Source organism: Arthrobacter sp. U41 (assembly GCF_001750145.1).
GTDB lineage: Bacteria > Actinomycetota > Actinomycetes > Actinomycetales > Micrococcaceae > Arthrobacter.
In genome coordinates this window covers 2,793,123-2,814,088 of record NZ_CP015732.1, presented here as the reverse complement: position 1 = coordinate 2,814,088, position 20,966 = coordinate 2,793,123, and the positions used below count along the sequence as shown (strand labels likewise).

Below are 20,966 nucleotides of genomic sequence, written 5' to 3'. Positions count from 1 at the left end.
ACAGCCCGCATCCCCCTCCACGGCCGTGTCCGATTTCCGCTAGCAGCGGTACCGGGAAGCTGGCAGGATGACTTCATGGACTTCTGGCAGCGCTACCGGGCAATCGACGCCCGGGACACCCGGTTCGACGGGCAGTTCTACACCGCTGTCCGCACCACGGGCATCTACTGCCGGCCCTCCTGCCCCGCCCGGACACCCAAGGCGGGGAACGTCACGTTCTATGAAACGTCCGCCGCAGCGCACGACGCCGGCTACCGGGCCTGCAAACGCTGCCTGCCCGAGGCGGTCCCCGGCACGCCCGCCTGGAACCTCCGCTCCGACATCGCCGCCCGGGCCATGCGGCTGATCAACGACGGGGTGATCAACCGCGACGGCGTCGAAGGGCTCGCGGCCCGCCTCGGGTACTCCTCACGGCAGCTCAACCGGATCCTGAGCCACGAACTCGGCGCGGGTCCGCTGTCCCTCGCGCGGGCCGGCCGGGCCCAGACGGCCCGGACCCTGCTCGTCTCCACGACCATGAAAGTCGCCGACATTGCCTTCGCCGCCGGCTTCAGCAGCGTCCGCCAGTTCAACGAGACCATCGGGGAGGTCTTCGCCATGACCCCCTCGGCGCTGCGAGCCACCGCCCGGCACCACCGCTCGCCCGCCGGGGCCGCTGTGGCGTCGACGGCCCTGACCCTGAAGCTGCCGTACCGCGAGCCGTTCGACCCGGGGGTCTTCGATTTCCTCGCGGTCCGGGCCATCCCCGGCATCGAGGAAGGCTCGTCCACCTCCTACGCCCGGACGCTGCGCCTGGCCCACGGCGACGCCCGCTTCCGGGTGGACTACGACGCCGGTAAAGCCGGCCGCCCGCTGGTGCTGACCATCGGCGCCGTCGACCTCCGGGACCTGTCCTCCCTGCTCAGCCGGGTCCGCCGGCTGCTGGATCTCGACGCCGATCCGGTCGCGATCGTCGGTGCGCTGGGGTCCGATCCCCGGCTGGCAGCCAGCGTCGCCGCCACGCCCGGCATGCGGATGCCGGGCGCCGTCGACCCGCAGGAGCTGCTGGTCAGGGCCATGATCGGCCAGCAGATCACTGTCGCCGCGGCCCGGACCGCGCTCGCCCAACTGTCCACGGCCGGAAGCGAGTGCCTGGTTCCCTCCGAGGGGTTGCACCGGCTGTTCCCGAGCGCTGAACAGATCGCCGTGCACGGTTCCGAACTGCTCCGCGGCCCGCGGCGCCGCATCGACGCGGTCCGGAGCGCCGCCGCCGCGATGGCCTCGGGCGGGCTCGACTTCGGCTATGGCGATGATCTGCCCGGGCTGGAGTCCAAACTGCTGCCCCTTTCCGGGGTCGGGCCGTGGACGGTTGGCTATGTGGCGATGCGGGTGATCGGCGCCCCGGATGTCTTCCTGGCCAACGACGCGGCGGTGCGCAACGGCATCCGCTCGCTCGCCCGGGACACCGACGTCACGGCAGTGTCCCCTGCAACACCGCTGAGTCCTGACTTCCGTGAGCTCAGCCCCTGGCGCTCCTACGCCACCATGCACCTGTGGCGCGCCGCAGCGGCTGCCCGGGCCGCGGGACGCACAGCGGCGCAGCCTCCAACACAGACTTTTAAGCAATCCCCGACCCAGGCTCCAAAGAAGGCACAATCATGAAAGCCCAGTTGTTGACCATGTCCACCCCGGACGGCCCGTTCACCATCATCGCCCGGGACGGCGCCGTGCTGGCCTCGGGCTGGACCGCGGTGCCCGGCGAGCTGACCGGGCAGATCCATCCGGACCTGCTGCCGGGCGAATACGAGACGGTCACCGGAATGGGCGCCATCTCCGACGCGGTGGAGGCGTTCTACTCCGAAAACCCGGAACCGGCCATGGCGGTGCCGGTACTGCAGAAGTCCGGTCCGTTCCGGGGCCATGCCTGGGACATCCTCCGCACCGTCGCTCCGGGACACCCCGTGACCTACACCGAATACGCGGAACGGTCCGGAAATGTGAAGGCCGTCCGCGCCGCGGCCAGCGCCTGCGCCTTCAACGCGGCGGCGCTGTTCGTGCCCTGCCACCGGGTGATCCGCACCGACGGCAGCCTGGGCGGGTTCCGCTGGGGGCTGGCCATCAAGGAGAGCCTGCTGGACCGGGAGCGCCGGCAGGCCGCCGAGCTGGCGTAACGCCGGGCCCTGAAAAGGCGCCGAGGTGAGACCTCGCGCCCATCTCGCGGCGGCGGATCATGGGCGCTTAATCTCACCTCGGCGTGAGTCCCGGGAGGGTGTGAGTCCCGGGAGGGTGTGAGTCCCGGGCGGCGTGAGTCCCAGGGGCGTGAGTCCTAGCGGGTGGCGGGAACCCCGGACGGCCACGGCAGCAGGGCGGGGAGGTCCACGCCGTCGGCCGCCGCGGTGGCGCGCAGGCTGCCGAGGGTCGGCGTGCGTCCCGCGAGCCAGGCCGCGATGTCGGTCAGCATCCCGTTGATGACGGTCGACCGGCCGCCGGGGGTGCCGATGGACACGCCCGGCAGGCCCATCGGCTGGAGGACAAACCGCTCCCCGTCCGGAACCCGCGCCGCCAGGAATTCGAAGAGGTGCCCGCAGAACGGCCGGCTCCAGGTTTCCGGGCCACGGCCGGTCCCGAGGTCGGTGGTGTGGATGACGAGCTCGCGCCAGAGCGCCAGGCCGCCGTCGAACACCACTCCCCCGCGGAAGCTGATGGGTGCCTGCCAGCCGGTATCGTCCAGCGCCTCGAAGGCGCGCAGTGCCCGGTCCAGGGCGGCGTCCAGGTCGGCCCGGTGTTCGGCCGGGGTGTGTCCGGCGGCCAGGTCGATGGCGCGGGTCCGGCCTTCAAAGCCGCCGTCGTAGAGTTCGATGCTGTCGCCCTGGGCCGCGAATTCCAGCTGCCGCGCCATCGCGTTGGCGATGCCGCTAAGGTGGGCCAGCACGTGGCCGCGGGTCCAGGCCGGCAGTTCCGAGGGCGCTTTGATGTCCTCGTCCGTGAAGGTGGCGGTGATTCCGGCCACGACGCCGGCGGCCCGGCGCAGCTCTTCCAGGAGTTTTTCCGGTGTGATGGTGGTCATGGCGATCATCCTAACCGAGCGCCCTGACCGAAGCCGATTAACTGGAAACCCGGAATAACTGGAAAGCCGGATTAACTGAAGGACTGCTGGCCGTAGCGGTGGCGGACATGCCGCCGGTCGTGCCGGGCCTGCCAGAACTCGATCTCGCGGGGCTGGAGGGCGTACAGCTGCCAGTCCGGGTTGTCGCTGCCGTCCGCGCCGGGCCGGGTGTGCCAGTCGGACGCGGACGCCGCCGCGGACAGCTCAATGACACCGCCGGCGGCGCGGACCTGCCGGCCCTGCTGCTGCCAGTAGAAGTTCAGCGCCGCCTGGGGATTCGCCGAGAGTTCCCGGCCCTTCCGCGAGGCCCGGGAGGTGGCGAAGTGCCAGCCGTCGGCGTCGATGTCCTTCAGGATCAGCATCCGGGAGGAGGGCCGTCCGAGCCCGTCCGCCGTGGCCAGGCTGCAGGCGTTCGGCTGCGTTACCCCGGCCGCCAGTGCCTCCCGGAGCCACTGGCGGAACAGTTCCGCCGGGTCCGCGGGGGCGGCGGCCGGATCGAAGCCCGGGAGCAGCTCGGGGAAGTCCGGCAGGGCGCGCAGCAATTGGCGGAACGTTTCGCTCATCCGCCCACCTTAACGAAGAAAGTCCCGGCCGTCCCGACCATGCTGGCCGGGAGGGCCGGGACTTCCGCGGGCGTTTACTGCCCCGCGTACCCGCGCACGCCGGCAAGCTCACCCTCGAGGGCCAGCAGCTGGCGCTCGACGGCGGCCGGTGCGGTGCCGCCCTGGGAGTTGCGGCTTTTCAGCGAGCCTTCCGTGCTCAGGACCGTGCGGACCTCAGGCGTCAGGTGCTCCGAGATGGCGGCGTATTCCGCGTCCGTGAGGTCCCAGAGTTCGACGCCGCGGCTTTCGGCCTGCTTGACCGCGGCACCGGAGAGCTCATGCGCCTCGCGGAACGGAACCCCCTGGCGGACCAGCCATTCGGCGATGTCCGTCGCCAGCGCGAAGCCCTGCGGCGCCAGCGATTCCATCCGTTCGGTGTTGAACTTCAGCGTCGCGATCATGCCGGACACTGCCGGGAGCAGGACCTCCAGCGTGTCGGCGGCGTCGAAGACCGGTTCCTTGTCCTCCTGCAGATCGCGGTTGTACGCGAGCGGCAGGCCCTTCAGGGTGGCCAGCAGCCCGGTCAGGTTGCCGATCAGCCGGCCGGCCTTTCCGCGGGCCAGTTCCGCCACATCGGGGTTCTTCTTCTGCGGCATGATCGAGGAGCCGGTGGAGTAGGAATCGTGCAGGGTCACGAAGGAGAACTCCTTGGTGGCCCACAGGATGACCTCCTCGGAAACCCGGGACAGGTCCACGCCGATCATGGCCGTGATCCACGCGAACTCGGCGAAGACGTCGCGGGAGGCGGTGCCGTCGATCGAGTTGTGCGTGGCGGAGAAGAAGCCCAGCTCCGCGGCCACCGCCTCCGGGTCCAGGCCCAGCGAGGAGCCGGCCAGGGCACCGGAGCCGTACGGGGAGACGCCCGCACGCTTGTCCCAGTCCTGGAAGCGCTGCACATCGCGCAGCAGCGCCCAGGCGTGGGCCAGCAGGTGGTGGCTGAGCAGCACCGGCTGGGCGTGCTGGAGGTGCGTGCGGCCGGGCATGGCCACCCCCCGGTGCGCTTTGGCCTGCTCCACGAGGGCATCGATGGTGGCGAGCACACCGCGGGCGATGATCCGGGCGTGGTCGCGCAGGAACATCCGCCCGAGCGTGGCCACCTGGTCGTTGCGGGACCGGCCCGCGCGGAGCTTGCCGCCGAGCTGGGTGCCGGCCCGCTCGATGAGTCCGCGTTCCAGCGAACCGTGCACGTCCTCGTCGGACTCGGCGGGCAGGTAGGCGCCGGAGGCGACGTCCTCGTCCAGCCGGCCCAGGGCGTCGAGCATGCCCTCGAGCTCGGTGTCGTCCAGCAGCCCGGCCTTGTGCAGCACGCGGGCGTGCGCCTGGGACCCGGCGATGTCGTAGCGGGCAAGCCGCCAGTCAAAGTGCGTGGACTTGCTCAGCGCGGCAAGGGCGTCCGCGGGGCCGCCGGCAAAGCGGCCGCCCCAGAGCGCGCCCGTGTTCGTAGCCTCCGGTTTTTGCTCAGCCACAGAGGCTACTTTCCGGCGACGCGGATGTCGCGGCCGGAGGCGACCTTGGCGGACATGCCCCACAGCTCGATGAAGCCGCGTGCCATCGACTGGTCGAAGGTGTCACCGGTGTCGTAGGTGGCAAGGTCGAAGTCGTAGAGCGAGGTCCCGGAGCGGCGTCCGTTGACGATCGCCTGGCCGCCGTGCAGGGTCATTCGGATGTCGCCGGTGACGTAGCGCTGGGTGTCCTCGATGAAGGCATCGAGCGAGCGCTTGAGCGGCGAGAACCACTGGCCGTCGTAGACCAGCTCGGACCAGCGCTGGCCGACGGTTGCCTTGAAGCGGGCCTGCTCGCGCTCGACCGTGATGTCCTCGAGGTGCTTGTGCGCCGTGATCAGCGCCATCGCGCCGGGTGCCTCGTAGATTTCGCGGGACTTGATGCCAACGAGGCGGTCCTCGACGACGTCGATCCGGCCGACGCCCTGGGCGCCGGCGCGGCGGTTGAGTTCCTTGATGGCCTGCAGCGGGGTGACTTTGACGCCGTCGATCGCGACCGGGATGCCTGCCTCGAAGGAGATGATGACTTCATCGGGGGCCGGCGGGAATTCCGGGGTGGCGGTGTAGTCGTAGATGTCCTTGGTGGGGGCGTTCCAGATGTCCTCGAGGTAGCCGGTTTCGACGGCGCGGCCCCAGACGTTCTGGTCGATCGAGTACGGGTTCTTTTTGGTGGTCTCGATCGGCAGTCCCTTTTCCTCGGCGAAGGCGATGGCCTTGTCGCGGGTCAGGGCAAGGTCCCGGACCGGGGCGATGCACTTCAGGTCCGGGCCGAGGGTCTGGATGCCGACTTCGAAGCGGACCTGGTCGTTGCCCTTGCCGGTGCAGCCGTGGGCGACGGTGGTGGCGCCGAATTCGCGGGCGGCCTTGACCAGGTGCTTGACGATCACGGGCCGCGAGATCGCGGAAACCAGCGGGTAGTGGCCCTGGTAGAGGGCGTTGGCCTTCAGCGCGGGCATGCAGTACTCGTTGGCGAACTCGTCGCTCGCATCGGCGACGTAGGCCTCGACGGCGCCGCAGCCCAGGGCGCGCTGCCGGATCGTCTCCAGCGACTCGCCGCCCTGTCCGACGTCGACCGCTACGGCAATAACCTCGGCGCCGGTCGCTTCACCGATCCAGCCGATGGCTACGGAAGTATCCAGGCCACCGGAGTAGGCCAGCACAATACGCTCAGTCACTTGAAATGCTCCTTAGTTGTTTGGGGAAAATGTCGGGGTAAAAGCTTGTCTGGTGAAAGCCTGTCACATCCCTGTGGCAGGCCCAATCTTGGGGCCGGTGCGCTCAGCCGGTGCCGGCTTCCTCGGCGAGCTGCAGGAAGCGGGCGGCCACCTCGGCCCCGCCGAGCGGATCGCGGGTGACCAGCAGCACCGTGTCGTCCCCGGCGATGGTGCCAAGGATCGACGGCATCACCGAGTGGTCGATGGCCAGGGCCAGGAAGTTGGCCGCGCCGGGAGGCGTCCGCAGCACCACGATGTTCGCGGACGCTTCGGCGGTGACCAGCAGTTCCCCGCAGAGCCGGGCCAGCCGCGCGTCGAGGATTTCCTGGGTGACCCCGCTCCTGGCCGCCCGTTCCCCGCCCTCGCCCGGCACCGCGTAGACGAGCACACCTTCCTTGCCACGGACCCGGACAGCGCCCAGCTCCACGAGGTCCCGGGACAGCGTGGCCTGGGTGACCTGGACGCCGTCGTCCGCGAGCAGCGCCGCGAGCTCCGCCTGCGAGCGGACCGATTCACCGGTCAGGATGGCGGTGATCCGCGCCTGCCGGGCCGTCTTGGTTGCCGGGCTGGCGCCCGGGGAGGAGGGCGGGACGGACACTATCCGAGCCCTTCGACCGGCGCCAGCCCCTCGACAATAGCCAGGCCGGAGCGGTGCATCAGCCAGGCCATCAGGGCCTTCTGGGCGTGCAGCCGGTTCTCGGCCTCGTCCCAGACGACGGACTGCGGCCCGTCGATCACGGCCGCGGCGATCTCATAGCCTCGGTAGGCGGGCAGGCAGTGGAGCACGACGGCGTCCGGGGCCGCGAGCTTCATCGCGGCCTCGTCCACGGCGTAGTCGCGGAACAGCTGCAGCCGGGATTCCTTCTCGTCCTCCTGGCCCATGGACACCCAGGTGTCGGTGGCGACGACGTCGGCTCCGAGCAGCGCCTCGGCCGGATCCACCGTGACGAGCACCGAGCCGCCGGTCTCCGCCGCACGGTCTTCGGCCGCCGCGATGATCCGGGGGGACGGCAGGTAGCCGTCGGGGCCGGCGACGCGGACGTGCATGCCCGCGGTGACACCGGCCAGCAGGTAGGAGTTGGCCATGTTGTTGGCGGAGTCGCCGAGGTAGCTCATGGTCAGGCCCGCCAGGTCGCCCTTGTGTTCCTTGATGGTGAGCAGGTCAGCGAGGAGCTGGCAGGGGTGGTAGTCGTCGCAGAGGGCGTTGATGACCGGCACGCGCGAGTTGTCCGCCATGGCGACCAGCCCGGAGTGGGCGCCGGTGCGCCACACGATGGTGGACACCATGCGCTCCAGGACCCTGGCGGTGTCCTCGACGGATTCCTTGTGGCCGATCTGTGCCTCGCCCGGGTTGATAATGAGCGCATTGCCGCCCATGTCCGCGACTCCCGTGGCGAAGGATACCCTCGTCCGGGTGGAGGTCTTGTCGAAGATCACGGCGACGGTTTTGCGGCCGCTGCCTTCCGCGGCGAAGGGCTGCACGCTGTACGGGGCGGCCTTCATCCGGACGGCGAGGTCCAGGACCTCGGCCTGCTCGGCCGGGGTCAGGTCGGTGTCCTTGAGGAAGTGGCGGGTGGCTGCTGGAGCGGTCACTGGGCGTCCTTTGCGGTCTGGAGGAGATCGGGCAGTGCCGCGAGGAAGCGGTCGGCCTGTTCGGTGCTGAGGATCAGCGGCGGCGCGAGACGGATCGTGTGCGGGCCGGGGCTGTTGACGATGAAGCCCGCCTCGAGGCCGGCGGTCACGACGGCCGGGGCGACGGCGGCGTCGAGGTCGAAGCCGATCAGGAGGCCTTCGCCGCGCACTCCGGTGACGCCGTCGATCGCGGCGAGGCCGGCCCTCAGGTGCTCCCCCACGGTCCGGACGTGGTCCATGATCTGCTGGCTTTCGATCACGTGCAGGGTGGCCAGTGCGGCGGCGGTGGCCACCGGGTTGCCGCCGAAGGTCGTCCCGTGCTGGCCGGCGGTCAGCAGGGAGGACGTTTCCGGGCCGAAGGTGACCAGTGCGCCGATCGGGAAACCGCCGCCGAGGCCTTTGGCGAGAGTGACGGCGTCGGGCACGATCCCGGCGTCCTCGCTCGCGAGCCACTTGCCGGTGCGGCCGATCCCGGTCTGGACCTCGTCGAGGATCAGCAGGGCGCCGGCGTCGCGGGTGGCCTCCCGTGCGGCCAACAGGTAGCCGGCGGGCAACGGGCGGACGCCGGCCTCACCCTGGATCGGTTCGAGGAAAACAGCGGCGACCGTCTCGTCCACCGCTGCACGGAGCGCGTCAATGTCGCCGAAGGGGATGTGTTCGACGCCGCCGGGCAGCGGCGCGAACGGCGCCCGGTAGGCCTCTTTCGCGGTGAGCGCCAGGGCACCCATGGTGCGGCCGTGAAAGGCCCCCTCGAGCGCGATGATTCTGGTGCGCGGCTTGCCTGTGCTCCCCGCTGCCGCGGCTGTGCCGGCGCCGGTGTTCCGGCGGGCCAGCTTGAAGGCGGCCTCGACGGCTTCGGTGCCGGAGTTGGCGAAGAACACCTTGGAGCCGGCCGGGGCCCTGGTGATGTCCAGCAGTTTTTCGGCCAGCGCGATCTGGGTGGGGCTCGTGAAGAAGTTGGAGACGTGGCCCAGGGTGGCGAGCTGGCTGGAAATCACCGAGCTGACGAAGGGGTGCGCGTGGCCGAGGGCGTTGACCGCAATCCCGCCGAGCAGGTCCAGGTATTCCTTGCCGTCGGCGTCCCAGACCAGGCAGCCGGAGCCGCGGACCAGGACCCGCTGCGGGGTGCCGAAAACGCCCAGCAGCGAGGAGGAGTACCGGGACAGCCACTGTGCGCCGGTGGCGTGGGGACGGACCAGCTCCCCGACTGGAGAGTGCTCAAGGTCCACGGGTGTGTCGCTCTGGTTCATTTGTTTTCCTCGTCCGGGACGACCTGCGTGCCGATGCCCGCCGTCGTGAAGGTTTCCAGCAGCATCGAGTGCGGCAGCCTGCCGTCCACGATGTGTGCGCGTTCGACTCCGCCTTCGACAGCCTTGAGGCAGGCTTCCATCTTCGGGATCATGCCGGATTCCAGGCGCGGCAGCAGCTCGCGCAGTTCCGTCGCGGTGAGCGAGGAGATCAGCGAGGAGCGGTCCGGCCAGTTGGCGAACAGCCCCTCGACGTCGGTGAGGATCACCAGCTTCGAGGCGCCGAGGGCTTCGGCCAGGGCCGCGGCGGCGGTGTCGGCATTGACGTTCAGCACCTGGCCGGTGGTCTGGGCCTGTTTTGCTCCCGGGTCCCCGCTGCCGTCGTCAAAGATCTCCGGCGCGACGGTCGAAATCACCGGGATCCGGCCGGCGGCAATGATGTCCAGGATACCCTCGGGGTTGACGCCGATCACCTCGCCGACCAGGCCCAGGTCCACTTCTTCGCCGTCCACCACGGTGCCGGTCCGGACCGCGCGGAGCAGCCCGCCGTCCTCGCCCGACATGCCGACGGCGTAAGGGCCGTGCGAATTGATCAGGCCCACGAGTTCGCGGCCGACCTGGCCGGTGAGGACCATCCGGACCACGTCCATGGCCTCGGGCGTGGTGACCCGCAGCCCGCCCTTGAACTCGGATTCGATCCCGAGCCGGCTGAGCATGGCGTTGATCTGCGGCCCGCCGCCGTGCACCACCACGGGGTGGATGCCGACGTGGTGCAGGAAGACGATGTCTTCGGCGAAGGCGCGGCGGAGCTCGTCGTTGACCATGGCGTTGCCGCCGTACTTGATCACCATCGTGGTGCCGGCAAAGCGCTGGATCCAGGGCAGGGCCTCGATCAGGGTGCCGGCCTTGCTCTGGGCATCGGACATGGAGGTGGTCTCGCGGGTCTGGGTGTTCATATTGATCGTCCCTCCGGGAACTGCCTAGCTGGAGTAGGCGCTGTTTTCGTGGACGTATTCGAGGGTCAGGTCGTTGGTCCAGATCGTGGCCTCGGCCTCGCCGGCCCGAAGATCGATCTCGACCAGGACCTCGCGGGGTTCCAGGTCCACGAGGCTGCGGTCATCGCCGATGCTGCCATCGCGGCAGATCTGGACGCCGTTCATGGACACGTTGAGCTGGTCGGGCTCGAAGGCCGCGTCGGTGGTGCCGACGGCGGAGAGCACACGGCCCCAGTTGGGGTCCTTGCCGAAGATCGCGGCCTTGAAGAGGTTGGAGCGGGCGACGGCGCGGCTGACCAGCTCCGCGTCCTTTTCGCTGGCGGCGTTGAAGGTGCGGATGGCGATGTCGTGGCTGGAGCCTTCGGCGTCGCCGATCAGCTTGCGGGCCAGTTCCGCACAGACCTGGGTCAGGCCCCGGCCGAACTCGACGGCGGACGGCACGGCGCCGGAGGCCGCGGAGGACAGCAGCACCACGGTGTCGTTCGTGGACATGCAGCCGTCCGAGTCGGCCCGGTCAAAGGTGACCCGGGTGGCATCGCGGAGCACAACGTCGAGCATTTCCGGCTGGACGTCCGCATCCGTGGTGAGGACCACCAGCATGGTGGCGAGCCCGGGGGCGAGCATGCCGGCGCCCTTGGCCATGCCGCCGATGGTGAATTCCTTGCCGTCGGCATCGGAACCGGTGAAGACCGCCTGCTTGGACACGGAGTCCGTGGTCATGATCGCGGTGGCGGCGTCGGGACCGCCGCCGGTGCTGAGCGCTGCCGTGGCGGCGCCGATCCCGGCGAGGATCTTGTCCATCGGGAGCTGCTCGCCGATCAGGCCGGTGGAACAGACGAAGACGTCGGTGGCGGAGACGCCCAGCGCCTCGGCGGTCTTCTCGGCGGTGGTGTGCGTGTTCTGGAATCCCTGCGGGCCGGTGCAGGCATTGGCTCCGCCGGAATTGAGGATAACGGCGTCCACCCGGCCGTCCTTGACAACCTCGCGGGACCAGTGGACGGGGGCTGCGGCCACCCGGTTGGAGGTGAAGACGGCGGCGGCGGCCTTTGCCGGGCCGTCGTTGACCACGAGGGCCAGGTCCGGGTTGCCGGAGGTCTTCAGGCCGGCGGTGACGCCGGCGGCGCGGAATCCCTGGGGGGCGGTGATGCTCATGGTGCGACTCCCTGCAGTTCGAGGCCGGCTGTTTCCGCCAGGCCGAGGGCAATGTTCATGGACTGCACGGCTCCGCCGGCGGTCCCCTTGGTCAGGTTGTCGATGGCACAGGTGACGATCACGCGGCCGGTGTGCGTGTCGAGCGCCAGCTGCATAACGGCGTGGTTGGAGCCCTGCACGGACTTGGTGGAGGGCCAGCGGCCTTCCGGCAGCAGGTGCACGAAGGGCTCATCGTCGTAGGCCTCGGTCCAGGCGTGGCGGAGTTCCTCCTCGGTGACGCCGGGCCGCACCTTCGCGGTGGCGGTGGTGAGGATGCCCCGGCTCATGGGGGCCAGCGTGGGCGTGAAGGACACGGTGACCGGAGCGTTCAGGGCCCTGGAGAGTCCCTGTTCGATCTCCGGGGTGTGCCGGTGTCCGCCGCCCACCCCGTACGGGCTCATCGAACCCATGACCTCGGCGCCGATCAGATTGACCTTGGCGGCCTTGCCGGCCCCGGAAGTGCCGGAGGCGGAGACGATGACGACGTCGTCCGCCTGCAACAGGTGGTTACTGAAGCCCGGGGTGAGTGCCAGCAGGGCCGACGTCGGGTAGCAGCCCGGCACGGCGATCCGCTTGGCGCCGCGGAGCACCTCGCGCTGGCCGGGAAGCTCCGGCAGGCCGTAGGGCCAGGTTCCGGCGTGCGGGGAACCGTAGAACTTCTCCCAGGCGGCCGCATCCTCCAGACGGTGGTCGGCGCCGGCGTCGATCACGACGGTACCGGCCGGCAGTTGCGCCGCGATCTCCGCAGAGGCCCCGTGCGGAAGGGCCAGGAACACGACGTCGTGTCCGGACAGGTTCTCGACCGTGGTGTCTTCCAGGAGGCGGCTGGCCAGACCGTGGAGATGCGGCTGCAATTCCCCTAGTCTGGAACCGGCGTTGCTGTGCGCCGTGATGGCGCCGATCGTGACGTCGGGGTGGCCGGCGAGGAGCCGCAGCACCTCGCCGCCGGCGTATCCGCTTGCGCCGGAGACGGCAACAGAAATAGTCATAGTTAGGACTATACAGCAAGAGTATGCATAGATGCCGATATTTATGCATTGCATTCTCCTGTCCGGACACCGCACCCGGGACACCCTGGCGGGCGTGCCGCAGGCGCCCGGGCCGTGCCCGCACCGGGCCGGAACCCGGCTGGACCCGGACGCCCGGCTAAAAGTCACAGCGTATGCTTGGCATAGGGTGATCCAACCGTGCTGTCCGAGTGTCGGATGCAGCGTTGCCCGTAACAGTTTCGAGGCACGCGCTACATGACCCCTACCACTGCCACGCCGGAGCGACCGAAATCGCGTATCCGGCAGCCGAACGCCGTCGTCCTGAGCTACTCGGAACTCCTTAAGACCGTCAAGGCCGCGGGCCTGCTGGAACGGCGCGTGGGTTTCTACATCACGGTGTTTTCCGTTCTGGTCCTGCTGATGACCGCCACCTGGTTCGGCTTCGCGCTGATCGGTGACAGCTGGTTCCAGCTCCTCATCGCCGCAGCCCTGGGCATCCTCTGCACCCAGTTGAGCTTCCTGGCCCACGAGGCCGGGCACCGGCAGATCTTCGCCTCCCGCCGCGCCAATGACTGGGCCGCGCGGCTGCTGGCCACCTCGGTCGCCGGGATCAGCTACTCCTGGTGGGAACAGAAGCACGGCGCGCACCACAACCACCCCAACGTCATTTCCAAGGACCCCGATATCGCCACCGGCGCCATCGCCTTCTTCCCGGAGGCCGCCGCCACCCGGCAGGGACGTTTCTCCTTCCTCACCCGCAAGCAGGGCTGGCTCTTCTTCCCGCTGCTGTTCCTCGTGGGACTGGGCCTGCAGATCGATTCGATCAAATTCATCTTCCAGCGCGCCCAGGTCACGCACCGCTGGGTAGAGATCCCGATCCTCGTGGTCCGCCTCAGCCTGCTGCCGGTGCTCGCGTTCACCTTCCTGCCCTGGGGCATGGCGCTCGCGTTCATCGCGGTCCAGCTCGCGGTCTTCGGTTTCTACATGGGGGCCTCCTTCGCCCCGAACCACAAGGGCATGCCGGTCCTGCCGGCGGACAGCCGCGTGGACTTCTTCAGCCGACAGGTCCTGACGTCGCGGAACATCTCCGGCGGACGCTTTATGGACATCCTGCTCGGCGGCCTCAACCGCCAGGCCGAACACCACCTCTTCCCGGACATGGCCCGCCCGCAGCTCGACAAGGCCGCCGTGATTGTCCGCGAGTTCTGCGCCAAGCACCAGGTTCCCTACACCGAAACCACACTGCTGCAGTCCTACGGCATCATCGTCCGTTACCTCAATGAGGTCGGCCTCTCCGCCGGGCGCCACTTCGAATGCCCGATGGCCACGGTGACCCGCCGCTACTAGGCGGCAGCTCGACAAAACGCAGTTTGACCCGAAGTGACGGCCGGATCCGGGCCGTCACTTCGTCGTTGACGCCGGGTGTCCCTAGGATGGGTGCAGGATCAGGGCCGGCAATTCCAGCCCCGGCAATTCAACGCAGGCAAGGAGCCACATGATGCATGCAATCGTCGCGCGCGAGGCCGGGGGCCCGGAGGTCCTTGAACTGACCGAGGTGGAGCGCCCGGTTCCGGGTCCCGGCCAGCTGCTGGTCAAGGTCGCCGCCGTCGGAGTGAACTTCATCGACACCTATAAGCGCAGCGGAAGCTACAAGGTCTCCTACCCCTTCACCCCCGGGTCCGAGGCCTCAGGCTCCGTTGAGGAAATCGGCGACGGCGTGACCGGTTTCTCCCCGGGCGACCGGGTGGCCACGGCCGAAGGCGTCAACTGCTACGCCGGCTACGCCCTGATCGATGAGGACAAGGCGCTGCCGGTCCCCCGCGGCGTGGACGACTTCACGGCCGCCGCGCTGCCGCTGCAGGGCATCACCGCGCACTACCTGATCAATTCCACCTTCAAGGTCGAGCCCGGCCATACCGTCCTGCTCCACGCCGGAGCCGGCGGCGTCGGCCTGCTGTTGATCCAGCTCCTCAAGGCCCGCGGCGCCCGCGTGATCACCACCGTCTCCACCGGCGACAAGGACCGGCTGGCCCGCGAGGCCGGCGCCGACCATGTGCTGCGCTACGACGGCTTCGCCGCCAAGGTCCGGGAACTGACCGACGGGACCGGCGCGGACGTGGTGTACGACGGCGTCGGGAAGGACACCTTCGACGGCTCCCTCGACGCGCTGCGCGTCCGCGGCACCCTGGTGCTTTTTGGTGCCGCCTCCGGGCCCGTGCCGCCCGTCGACCCGCAGCGGCTCAACGCCGGCGGCTCGCTGTACCTGACCCGGCCGACGATCGTCCACTACCTGCGCGACGCCCGGGAACGCCGGTGGCGCTCGGACGAGCTTTTCGCCGCGGTGGCCGACGGGAGCCTCAAGGTCCGGATCGGTGCCCGTTATGACCTGGCGGAAGCCGCCCGGGCCCACGACGACCTGGAGCAGCGGCGCACCACCGGCAAGGTCATCCTCGTGCCCTAAATCCGGTGCCCTAAATCCAGTTTCCGCAGCTCCCGGCACCCCGCGGGAATCGCGTGCTTGCATCCGGACAGTGGCGGAGCATTAACACAAAGCGAATCCGGACACCTTCCGTTCACCTACGCCGGAGACGATTTCCCCGTGACTGAGCAACAGCAGCAATCCCGACCCAGCGACCCGCCGCAGGTCCTGGACCCTGTCAGTCCGGTGTTCCGGGCCCAGCTTCCGGGATCACCTGCCGCGCCGCCGGAGCGGACCCTGGTCGACATCCTGCAGGAGACCGCCGCGCGCTTCCCGGACGCCTCGGCCCTCGATGACGGCCACGAGTCGCTCAGTTACGCCCAGCTCCTGACGGCCGTCCGGGCCAGGGCGAGGCAGCTCCACCGGGCCGGCCTCGGCGCCGGGGACAAGATTGGAGTCCGGATTCCCTCCGGCACCAACCTGCTCTATGTCTCAATCCTGGCCATCCTGATGGTCGGGGCCGCGTATGTTCCGGTGGACGCGGATGACCCGGAGGAGCGTGCCAGGCTCGTGTTCGGTGAGGCCCGGGTCGCCGGTATCCTGCGGGGAGCCGGGGACGTGGTGACGGAGGGCCGGCGGCCCCGCCCGTTCCCGGCCCCGAGACTTCCCGGCCCGGACGATGACGCCTGGGTCATCTTCACCTCCGGCTCCACCGGAACGCCCAAGGGCGTCGCCGTGCAGCACCGCTCCTCGGCGGCGTTCGTCGACGCCGAGGCCCGGATCTTCCTCCGGGCCGATCCGATCGGCCCGCAGGACCGCGTCCTTGCCGGGCTGTCGGTGGCCTTCGACGCCTCCTGCGAGGAAATGTGGCTGGCCTGGCGGCACGGCGCCTGCCTCGTCCCGGCGCCCCGCGCCCTCGTCCGGACCGGCATGGACCTGGGCCCGTGGCTGATCAGCCACGGCATCACGGTCGTGTCCACGGTGCCCACCCTCGCGGCGCTCTGGCCGGTGGAGTCGCTGGAGAGTGTCCGCCTGCTGATCTTCGGCGGCGAAGCGTGCCCGCCGGAGCTCACCGAGCGGCTCGCCGTCGAAGGCCGCGAAGTCTGGAACACCTACGGCCCCACCGAGGCCACCGTCGTCGCCTGCGCGGCGCAGCTGGGCGGTCCCGGTCCCATCCGGATCGGCCTGCCGCTGGACGGCTGGGACCTCGCCGTCGTGGACGCCGACTCCCTGCCGGTCGGGGAAGGCGAGGTCGGCGAACTGATCATCGGCGGCGTGGGCCTGGCCCGTTATCTCGACCCGGCCAAGGATGCCGAGAAATATGCCCCGATGCCCTCGCTGGGCTGGACACGCGCCTACCGCTCAGGCGACCTGGTCCGCTACGAATCCGCGGGCCTGATCTTCCAGGGCCGCGCCGACGAACAGGTCAAGCTCGGCGGGCGACGGATCGAGCTCGGTGAAATCGACGCCGCACTGCAGGCACTGCCGGATGTTGCCGGCGCGGCCGCGACGGTGCAGACGACGGCGGCCGGCAACCAGATCCTCGTCGGCTACCTGGCCCCGGCCGGAGGCACGGAGATCGATCTGGCCGCCGCACGGGAGCTGCTGGGGGCGAGCCTGCCGGCCCCGTTGATCCCGCTGCTGACCCTGGTCGATTCGCTTCCCACCAAAACCAGCGGCAAGGTGGACCGGCATGCGCTGCCCTGGCCGCTGGCGGGCGCCGGGGCCGCCGACACCGAAGCCGCCCCGCTGAACCTCCCGGACGACGCAGCCTGGATCCTCGAGCAGTGGGGTGCGGTGCTCGGCAGTGCCGTGTCCAGCCTCGACGCCGATTTCTTCGCCTACGGGGGCGGTTCCCTGGCTGCCGCCCAGCTCGTCTCCGCCCTGCGCGTGCGCTACCCCACCATCACGGTGGCCGACATCTACGCCACGCCCCGGATCGGTGCGCTCATCGACACCGCCCGCCAGTCGCTGCCCGAAGGCGGGGCCGGGCCGGCCCCGGAACGCACGGTCCGGCGCACCGCGCGCAAGTCGCAGGTCTTCCAGACCCTGATGGGCGTTCCGCTGCACATCCTCGTCGGCATGCGCTGGCTGACGTACCTGATGGCGGCGAACAATCTGCTCGCATCCTTCGCCGGGTTTGCGGCGGCGCCCACCGTGTCCTGGTGGTGGGTGGCCGCCTCCTGGCTCGTCTTCGTCAGTCCTGCGGGCCGGATGCTGATCTCCATCGCCGCAGCCCGGTTCCTGCTGCGCAAGGTGGTGCCGGGTACCTACCCGCGGTCCGGCCGGGTGCACCTGCGCCTGTGGCTGGCCGAGCAGATCCAGGACCTGGCCGGCGCCGTCAGCCTGGCCAGCGCTCCCTGGGTGCCGTACTACGCCCGGGCCCTCGGGGCCAAGATCGGCAACAACGTCCAGCTCCACTCGCTGCCGCCCGTCACCGGCCTGCTCTCGCTCGGCAGCGGCTGCAATGTCGAGCCGGAGGTCGATTTGTCCGGCTGGTGGATCGACGGCGACATCGTCCATATCGGTGCCATCCGGATCGGGCCCGGCGCCACGGTCGGCGCCCGCAGCACTCTGATGCCCGGCGCCACGATCGGCGCCGGAGCCCGCGTGGAACCGGGTTCGGCCGTGCTGGGCAAGGTGAAGTCCGGGCAGCTCGTCGCCGGCTCCCCCGCCGAGCGGCGGGGGAAGGCCAAACACTCCTGGCCGGACACTCCCCCGGAGCATCCGCTGATCGGCCGGCTCTGGTTTGCCGGCTTCGCCGCCGCCTCCGCCGTGCTGGCCCTGATTCCCTATTTCTCCGCCGCCGCGGCGGCCCTCGTGGTCTTCAGCTTCATCCGGGGCAGCGAATCGCTCTCCGCCGCGCTGCCGCAGCTCCTGCTGTCCCTTCCGCCTGCGGCCCTGGTCTGGTTCCTCGCCAACCTGGTGCTGATCCTCCTGACCACCCGGCTCCTCGGTGTGGGCCTGGCCGAAGGCTACTACCGGGTGCGCAGCAGGATCGGCTGGCAGGTCTGGGCCACCGAACGGGTTCTGGACCTGGCCCGCGACCTGCTGTTCCCCATTTACGCCAGCCTTTTCACCCCGGTCTGGCTGCGCCTGCTCGGAGCCAGGATCGGCAAGAACGTGGAGGCCTCGACGGTCCTGCTGATCCCCAAGATGACCACGGTGGGTGAAGGTGCCTTCCTCGCCGACGACACCATGGTGGCCTCTTATGAGCTTGACGGCGGCTGGCTGCGGATCGCCCCCGCCAAGATCGGCAAACGCTCCTTCCTGGGAAACTCCGGCATGACAGCGGCCGGCCGCAACGTGCCCAAGAACTCCCTCGTGGCGGTACTTTCGGCGACCCCGGCGAAGGCGAAGTCCGGAACGTCCTGGCTGGGCAGCCCTCCGGTGCGGCTCCGGCGCACCGCCATCGCCTCCGATGACACCAGGACGTTCGAGCCGCCGCTGAGGCTCAGGATTGCCCGCGCGCTGTGGGAGCTGTGCCGCTTTGTCCCCGTCGTGGCAACGGTCGCGATCGCCGCGGGGGTTTTCCTCGCCTTCGACTGGCTGGCGACCGCCTTCAATTACGGCATCGCGGCACTCCTGGGCGGCGTCGTGATCCTGCTGGCCGGCTCCGTGGCCGCGGGCAGCGCCGTCGTGGCGAAATGGCTGCTCGTGGGCCGCATCAGGCCCGGCGAGCATCCGCTGTGGAGCTCCTTCATCTGGCGCAACGAGGTTGTGGATACCTTCATCGAGATGGTCAGCGCCCCCTGGTTCGCCCGTGCAGCCACCGGGACCCCGGCGCTGGTCTGGTGGCTTCGGGCACTTGGCGCGAAAATCGGGGCCGGCACCTGGTGCGAAAGCTACTGGCTGCCCGAAGCGGACCTCGTGACTCTGGGCCGGAACTCCACGGTCAACCGCGGCTGCGTGGTGCAGACCCATCTGTTCCACGATCGGGTCATGAGCATCGACACTGTTACGCTCGATGACGGGGCAACGATGGGACCGCACGGAGTTATCCTCCCGCAGGCCCGCATCGGCAAGGGCGGCACGGTGGGCCCTGCATCCCTCGTGATGCGGGGTGAAACGGTGCCCGCCGCGACCTACTGGATGGGCAATCCGGTGAGCCCCTGGCGCGGGCCGGCTGTGCCTGCCCCCAAGTTGAAGTAGCCCCGCACCGCCCGTCCCGCGTCCGCAATCCCGAAGGCCCGTTTATGAGTTCCACCCCCCAGACTGCCACCGCCGGCTCCGGAGGCGGCCTGCCCGCTGACGGCACGGCCGGCTCCCCGGATCCGTATCTGCCCGGTCATGGCACGGACGCCTACCGTGTCACCCGCTATGAACTTGAGCTGGACTACAAGCTCAGCAGCAACCGCCTGACCGGGCGTGCCCTGGTGCACGCCGTCACGCAGCGGCCGACGTCGGCACTGGTGCTGGACCTGACCGGGCTTCGTGCCACCAAGATCCAGCTCAGCGGGCGGAGGGTGCGGAAGTTCAGCCAGCGCGCCGACCAGCTCGTCGTCGTCCCCGAAGCCGCACTGCTCCCGGGCGAAGAATTCACGCTGGACATCCGCTACGATGGCAACCCCACTCCGCGCCGCGGGCTGTGGGGCGAAGTGGGCTGGGAGGAACTCACCGACGGGGTCCTCGTGGCGGGCCAGCCGAACGGCGCACCGTCCTGGTTCCCCTGCAACGACCATCCCCGGGACAAAGCAAGCTACCGGATCTCGGTGACCACGGATGCCAACTACCGGGCCGTGTGCAACGGGATTCTGGTCGCGCGCACCGGCCGGTCCAGCCGCGAGACCTGGGTCTACGAGCAGTCAGAGCCGATGGCCACGTACCTCGCCACGGTCCAGATCGGCCGCTACGAGCTCCTGGCCCTCAACCCGGCCCGCCCGGCAGTGCAGGTACCGCAGTATGCGGCCGTTCCGGCAGAGCTGGCGGACACAGCCCGCGAGGGACTCGCGCGGCAGCCGGAGATGATGCGCACCTTCATCGATTGCTTCGGCCCGTACCCGTTCTCCGAGTACACCGTCGTGGTGGCGGGCGACGAGTTGGAGATCCCGCTGGAGGCGCAGAGCCTGTCGATCTTCGGACCCAACCATCTGGAGCAGGACTGGGAGTCCCAGCGGCTGATCGCCCATGAGTTGTCGCACCAGTGGTTCGGCAACTCGCTGACGGCGGCCTCGTGGAAGGACATCTGGCTTCACGAGGGTTTCGCCTGCTACGCCGAGTGGATCTGGTCCGAGGAGGCCGGCGTCATGACGGTGGCCCGGCGGGCCGCCGCCGCCTGGCGGAAGCTCAGCACCGGCAAGCAGGACCTGCTTATCGGCGACCCCGGGCCGGAGCTGATGTTCGATGACCGCGTCTACAAGCGGGGCGCACTGGCCCTGCATGCCCTCCGGATGCGCTGCGGCGACCTCGCGTTCTTCTCACTGCTGCACGAATGGACGGGCCAGAACCGCCATGGATCCGTCTCCACGGCGCAGTTCATCCTTGCCGCGGACCATGCGACCGGTCTGGATACTGAGGCTCTGCTGCACCCGTGGCTGTATCAGGAGGCCCTGCCGCCGCTGCCGTCCGGCGGCTAGACCGAGCCTCCGGAGCGGCCTACTCAAGGTCCCGAGCAACCAGAACCGCCCCACAGCCACCTCTCCCGGGCTATCGTGGTGCCATGCCCAGCAAATTAGCTGTGATCACCATCGACGCGAGCCGGCCACGGGTGGTGGCCGACTTCTGGTGCGCCGTCCTCGGCTGGCAGGTTGTCGAAGAGGACAGCAACATCATCAGCATCGCGCCGCAGGATAAGACCTGGCCCTCCATCGATATAGCCGCAGTCCCCGAGGGCAAGACCGTCAAGAACCGGCTGCACTTTGACCTCCGCGCCGACGGCGTATCCACTTCCGAGGAACTCGAGCGCCTGCTCGCCCTCGGTGCGCGGCGAATCAATGTGGGGCAGGGCCCGGACGTCAGCTGGGTGGTGCTGGCTGACCCCGAGGGCAATGAGTTCTGCCTGCTGTCCCGATCCGTCCAGGACGTCGAAGATCAGTAGCCAGAGGTCCAGCTCAAGAGGCACGGGGCACAAGCGTTCAGCTGCGTAGTTTC

17 protein-coding genes are annotated in these 20,966 nt (G+C 69.4%); 7 read left to right on the top strand and 10 right to left on the bottom strand.

Annotation, left to right across the window (positions count from 1 at the left end; translation table 11 throughout):
* Positions 1-75: 75 nt before the first annotated feature.
* Positions 76-1,641 (top strand): DNA-3-methyladenine glycosylase 2 family protein, encoded by a 1,566-nt coding sequence (locus tag ASPU41_RS12825; RefSeq protein WP_069951244.1) that lies wholly within the window; start codon positions 76-78, stop codon positions 1,639-1,641.
* Positions 1,638-2,150, top strand: a complete 513-nt coding sequence (locus ASPU41_RS12820) for a methylated-DNA--[protein]-cysteine S-methyltransferase (RefSeq protein WP_069951243.1) — start codon at positions 1,638-1,640, stop codon at positions 2,148-2,150. Before ASPU41_RS12825 ends, ASPU41_RS12820 begins: the two co-directional genes overlap by 4 nt.
* A gap of 155 nt (positions 2,151-2,305) precedes the next feature.
* Here ASPU41_RS12820 and ASPU41_RS12815 read toward each other — a convergent pair whose 3' ends face one another.
* From ASPU41_RS12815 to argC, 10 genes are all read right to left on the bottom strand, one after another.
* Positions 2,306-3,046 carry a maleylpyruvate isomerase family mycothiol-dependent enzyme gene (locus ASPU41_RS12815; RefSeq protein ID WP_069951242.1) on the bottom strand — a complete coding sequence of 247 codons (741 nt, stop codon included), beginning with the start codon at positions 3,044-3,046 and terminating at the stop codon, positions 2,306-2,308.
* Positions 3,047-3,117: 71 nt separating this feature from the next.
* Entirely contained in the window at positions 3,118-3,648 is a 531-nt protein-coding gene (locus ASPU41_RS12810; protein WP_069951241.1) for a pyridoxine/pyridoxamine 5'-phosphate oxidase, read from the bottom strand.
* Between the two features lie 74 nt (positions 3,649-3,722).
* Entirely contained in the window at positions 3,723-5,153 is a 1,431-nt protein-coding gene (gene argH / locus ASPU41_RS12805; protein WP_069951240.1) for an argininosuccinate lyase, read from the bottom strand.
* A gap of 5 nt (positions 5,154-5,158) precedes the next feature.
* Complete coding sequence (locus tag ASPU41_RS12800; protein WP_069951239.1) at positions 5,159-6,364, bottom strand: argininosuccinate synthase; 1,206 nt, start codon at positions 6,362-6,364, stop codon at positions 5,159-5,161.
* A 103-nt stretch (positions 6,365-6,467) separates the two neighbouring features.
* Positions 6,468-7,001 carry an arginine repressor gene (locus ASPU41_RS12795; RefSeq protein WP_069951238.1) on the bottom strand — a complete coding sequence of 178 codons (534 nt, stop codon included), beginning with the start codon at positions 6,999-7,001 and terminating at the stop codon, positions 6,468-6,470.
* On the bottom strand, positions 7,001-7,996 hold the full coding sequence (gene argF, locus ASPU41_RS12790; RefSeq protein WP_069951237.1) for an ornithine carbamoyltransferase: 996 nt from the start codon (positions 7,994-7,996) through the stop codon (positions 7,001-7,003). Before argF ends, ASPU41_RS12795 begins: the two co-directional genes overlap by 1 nt.
* The gene (locus ASPU41_RS12785) at positions 7,993-9,285 is read right to left on the bottom strand and encodes an acetylornithine transaminase (protein WP_069951236.1); all 1,293 of its coding nucleotides are present in this window, start codon (positions 9,283-9,285) and stop codon (positions 7,993-7,995) included. The genes argF and ASPU41_RS12785 overlap by 4 nt, the downstream gene beginning before the upstream one ends.
* Positions 9,282-10,238, bottom strand: a complete 957-nt coding sequence (gene argB / locus ASPU41_RS12780) for an acetylglutamate kinase (protein WP_069951235.1) — start codon at positions 10,236-10,238, stop codon at positions 9,282-9,284. The genes ASPU41_RS12785 and argB overlap by 4 nt, the downstream gene beginning before the upstream one ends.
* Before the next feature lie 24 nt (positions 10,239-10,262).
* Complete coding sequence (argJ, locus tag ASPU41_RS12775; protein WP_069951234.1) at positions 10,263-11,429, bottom strand: bifunctional glutamate N-acetyltransferase/amino-acid acetyltransferase ArgJ; 1,167 nt, start codon at positions 11,427-11,429, stop codon at positions 10,263-10,265.
* Positions 11,426-12,457 (bottom strand): N-acetyl-gamma-glutamyl-phosphate reductase, encoded by a 1,032-nt coding sequence (gene argC, locus ASPU41_RS12770; protein ID WP_069951233.1) that lies wholly within the window; start codon positions 12,455-12,457, stop codon positions 11,426-11,428. The genes argJ and argC overlap by 4 nt, the downstream gene beginning before the upstream one ends.
* A gap of 255 nt (positions 12,458-12,712) precedes the next feature.
* Between argC and ASPU41_RS12765 the strand changes: the two genes are divergently transcribed.
* The 5 genes from ASPU41_RS12765 to ASPU41_RS12745 all read left to right on the top strand — a co-directional run bounded on the left by ASPU41_RS12765 (position 12,713) and on the right by ASPU41_RS12745 (position 20,913).
* Complete coding sequence (locus tag ASPU41_RS12765) at positions 12,713-13,804, top strand: fatty acid desaturase family protein (protein ID WP_069951232.1); 1,092 nt, start codon at positions 12,713-12,715, stop codon at positions 13,802-13,804.
* A 148-nt stretch (positions 13,805-13,952) separates the two neighbouring features.
* Positions 13,953-14,918 (top strand): quinone oxidoreductase family protein, encoded by a 966-nt coding sequence (locus ASPU41_RS12760; RefSeq protein ID WP_069951231.1) that lies wholly within the window; start codon positions 13,953-13,955, stop codon positions 14,916-14,918.
* A 186-nt stretch (positions 14,919-15,104) separates the two neighbouring features.
* Positions 15,105-19,028 (top strand): Pls/PosA family non-ribosomal peptide synthetase, encoded by a 3,924-nt coding sequence (locus tag ASPU41_RS12755; protein ID WP_069952682.1) that lies wholly within the window; start codon positions 15,105-15,107, stop codon positions 19,026-19,028.
* A gap of 44 nt (positions 19,029-19,072) precedes the next feature.
* Entirely contained in the window at positions 19,073-20,452 is a 1,380-nt protein-coding gene (locus ASPU41_RS12750; protein WP_083266502.1) for a M1 family metallopeptidase, read from the top strand.
* Between the two features lie 83 nt (positions 20,453-20,535).
* Positions 20,536-20,913, top strand: coding sequence for a VOC family protein (locus tag ASPU41_RS12745; protein ID WP_069951230.1), 378 nt, complete (start codon positions 20,536-20,538; stop codon positions 20,911-20,913).
* The last annotated feature ends 53 nt before the right edge of the window (positions 20,914-20,966 follow it).